Consider the following 3,087-nt stretch of genomic DNA (forward strand, 5'->3'; position numbering starts at 1 on the left):
GGTCTCGAAATCGGCATTGTGAGCGAGACCGAGGATGCGCCGGTGCACTTCGACGCCGGCAAAGCCTAGCAGATCGGTCCAGATCTGGTGCAGCACATGGTCGAGCGCCTGCTCTGAGGCAAGGATGTCGCCCTGGTCCTCGAACAGGCTCTTTTGGTAGAGCATGCCGGTGCGCTCGCTGCGCCATAGATGCGAAAACTCGGCGCGGAACACCGCCCAGGTCTCGACCGTCACACCGAGCAGATAGGCGCGCATGGCGTCGCGCTTGCCCTTCTGTTCGTGACCGCGTTGCGAGAAGAAGGACATCCAGAAATTGGCAAGCAGCATGCCGACGTCGAAAGCCATCGGGCCGTAGAAGGCGAACTCCGGATCGATCATCCGGGTCTCCGTGTCGGTGACCATGATCGAACCGGAATGCAGGTCGCCATGCAGCAGCGTTTCGGCATTGGCGGCGAAGATGTGCTTCAGCCGCTGCGCCTCGACCTTGAGGTCGCGGTCGGCGCGCAGTTCGGCGACCAGGCCGTCGAGCTGCGGCGAGGTGTGCCGGTTCATCTTGGCATCGAAATAGGGATCGGAGAACACGAGGTTTTCGGTGATGTCGCAAAGCTCGGCATTGTCGGCGAACAGCGCCAGATCGGCCTTGCGGTCCTTGGCGGTCATATGCAGGTCGGAGCCGCGAAACAGCGTGCGGGCCATGAACAGGCCGATATCCCGGGCGATGTTCGGCAGTTGGCGGCCGTCGATCAGGGCACGGCGCAGGATGATATGCGGCGGCGCAAGATATTCCATGATGATCAGCGCCTGACCTTCATCGAAATAATGGATCGCCGGCACCGAGCCCGGCGCGCGCGCCTCTTGCCTGGTCAGCGCGTGATATTCGAAGAAGGAGCGCTTCAACGGCAGCGGCCAGCTGTCGCCGACCAGGCGGACATAGGGCAGGGCCTGCTTGACCACGGCCGCACCGCTGGCGCCCTCGACGATGAACACCAGGTTGAGATTGCCGTCGCCGACCTCGCGGACCTTCCAGGCGCCGGTGTCCTTGCCGATCTTCGCGCACAGCGCCTCGTTGCCGCCAAGGCGTGCAGCCAGGGTTTCGACCGATAGGGCTTCGAACGGCAATTCTTCAGTCATCGTTATCCTCCCGCATATGCGCTTCCAACATAACGGAGGCGTGGCGGCCGGGCCAAGCTAGGAAGCGATCTGGCAATTGTCAATCGTGTTGACAATTGCCGATACAGCCCATAGCGTCATGTCAGGGAGGAACGCATGGTCGGCAATGCCGTGTTCCGCGTAGAGGGACTGAGGAAATCCTTTGGCCATAACGAGGTGCTTGGCGGCGTCTCGCTGGAACTGCATGCCGGTGAAGTGACCGTGCTGATGGGCGCCAACGGCGCCGGCAAATCCACCCTCGTCAAGATCATCTCTGGTGTCTACGAACGCGGCGGCGGGACGATGGCGCTCGCCGACCAGGATTTCGCGCCGAAAACCCCGGCCGAGGCGATCCGCGCCGGCGTCGTCACCGTGCATCAGAACATCAACGACGGTGTCGTCGCCGATCTCGACGTCGCCACCAACCTGACGCTGGACCGGCTGAGCGGCAGCGGTGCGCCGACCCTGTTCAATCCAATGCGCGTGCGGCGAGAGGCCAAGACGGTTGCCGACCGCATGGGGCTGGCCATCGATTTGAAGGCGCGGGTGAGTGATCTTTCGCTGGCCGATCGTCAGATGGTGGCGATTGCCCGCGCGCTGGCGCACAAGCCGAAAGTGCTGATCCTCGACGAGCCGACCTCATCGCTCTCCAGCGCCGAGGCTGATCGGCTGTTTGCCCTGATCGACAGGCTGCGCGAGCAAGGCGTGGCCATCCTCTACATCTCGCACCGTATGTCGGACATAAGGCGGCTGGCCGACCGCATCGTATCCATGCGGGACGGGATCATCTCAGGCATTTTCGACAAGAAACCGCTCGACTATGAAGGCGCGGTCAACGCCATGCTCGGCCGCAAGATCCATCTCGACCGGATTGTTGTCAGGGATTCGGCCAATGCCGTCTTCAAGATAGACGGTCTGCGCATCGCACAAGGCGCACGGCCGATCTCGCTGACGCTCGGCGACGGTGAGGTCGTTGCCATCACCGGCCTCGTCGGCGTCGGCAAGACGGCGCTTGCCGAGACGCTGTTTGGCGTGCGCCAGCCGCTGGCCGGCACAATGACGCTGAACGGCAGGCCTTATGCGCCTGAAACAGCCGGCGAGGCGATCGCCGCCGGCGTGTTCCTCGTTGCCAAGGACCGCGGCGAGAACGGCATCGTCGGCGGCTTCAACATCCAGGAAAATATCAGCCTGCCGTTTCACAAGCGCATGTCACGTTTCGCTGTTCTCAAGCGCCGTCTGGAACGCGCCACGGCGCGCCGGCAGATCGAGGAGCTGGGCATCGTCTGCCGCTCCGAGAAGGACGAGATGTCGGAGCTCTCCGGCGGCAACCAGCAGAAGGTGATGGTCGCCCGCTGGATGGCCCAGCATGCGAGACTGTTCATTCTGGACGAGCCGTTTCAGGGCGTCGATATTTCCGCCCGGCGCGACATCGCCGCCAAGCTCAGGGCCAGTGCAAACGGACGCGCCACGCTGCTGTTCGTCACCGAACTCGACGAGGCGCTGGAGACCGCCGATCGCATCCTGGTCATGTCGGAACAGACCATCGTCGGCGAGCACCGCAATGCCGATGTCGATCTCGACCGCCTGTTGGCCGAGGTCGCCGGCGGGCCGCTGCACAGTGCCGCCTGAGCGCGGGCGTTAGGAATGGGAATGGAAAGAGCATGGGTTCGGATTGGCTAAAAACGGCAGCAGCGCGCGGGAGCGCCGAATGACATTGCGCGACCACGCCATCCGCTACGGATTCATCGTGCTCTTGTTCGGGCTCGTCGCCTATTTCTCGATCGCCGCCGACGGTTTCGTTTCGCCGCAAAGTGCGGTTTTCATCTTCCAGTCGGTCGCCATCACCGGCGTGCTGGCGCTCGGCGTCACCGCCACGCTGGTCGTCGGAGGTTTTGATCTGTCGATCGGCTCGGTCGCCACCTCAGCCATGATGGCGGC

Annotated in this window: 2 protein-coding genes and 1 pseudogene; 2 read left to right on the top strand and 1 reads right to left on the bottom strand. The window is 63.3% G+C overall.

Going from position 1 to position 3,087, the window contains the following annotated elements; translation table 11 throughout:
- The coding region (mtnK, locus tag ENZ74_RS26920; RefSeq protein ID WP_127313111.1) for an S-methyl-5-thioribose kinase at positions 1 to 1,131 on the bottom strand (1,131 nt) is incomplete at its 3' end.
- A 135-nt stretch (positions 1,132 to 1,266) separates the two neighbouring features.
- On the opposite strand from mtnK, the gene ENZ74_RS26925 reads away from it, so the two are divergent.
- Together ENZ74_RS26925 and ENZ74_RS26930 are read left to right on the top strand one after the other, a co-directional pair.
- Positions 1,267 to 2,778, top strand: a complete 1,512-nt coding sequence (locus ENZ74_RS26925) for a sugar ABC transporter ATP-binding protein (RefSeq protein WP_063167607.1) — start codon at positions 1,267 to 1,269, stop codon at positions 2,776 to 2,778.
- A gap of 79 nt (positions 2,779 to 2,857) precedes the next feature.
- A pseudogene (locus ENZ74_RS26930) lies at positions 2,858 to 3,087 on the top strand (ABC transporter permease); the annotation flags it as partial.

Origin of the sequence: Mesorhizobium sp. M7A.F.Ca.CA.002.15.2.1, from assembly GCF_003998715.1 — a bacterium.
GTDB lineage: Bacteria > Pseudomonadota > Alphaproteobacteria > Rhizobiales > Rhizobiaceae > Mesorhizobium > Mesorhizobium ciceri.

Bases quoted from the DNA above. Each gene is read 5' to 3' on its own strand.
- ENZ74_RS26925 (WP_063167607.1), top strand. From the start codon at position 1,267: ATGGTCGGCAATGCCGTGTTCCGCGTAGAGGGACTGAGGAAATCCTTT.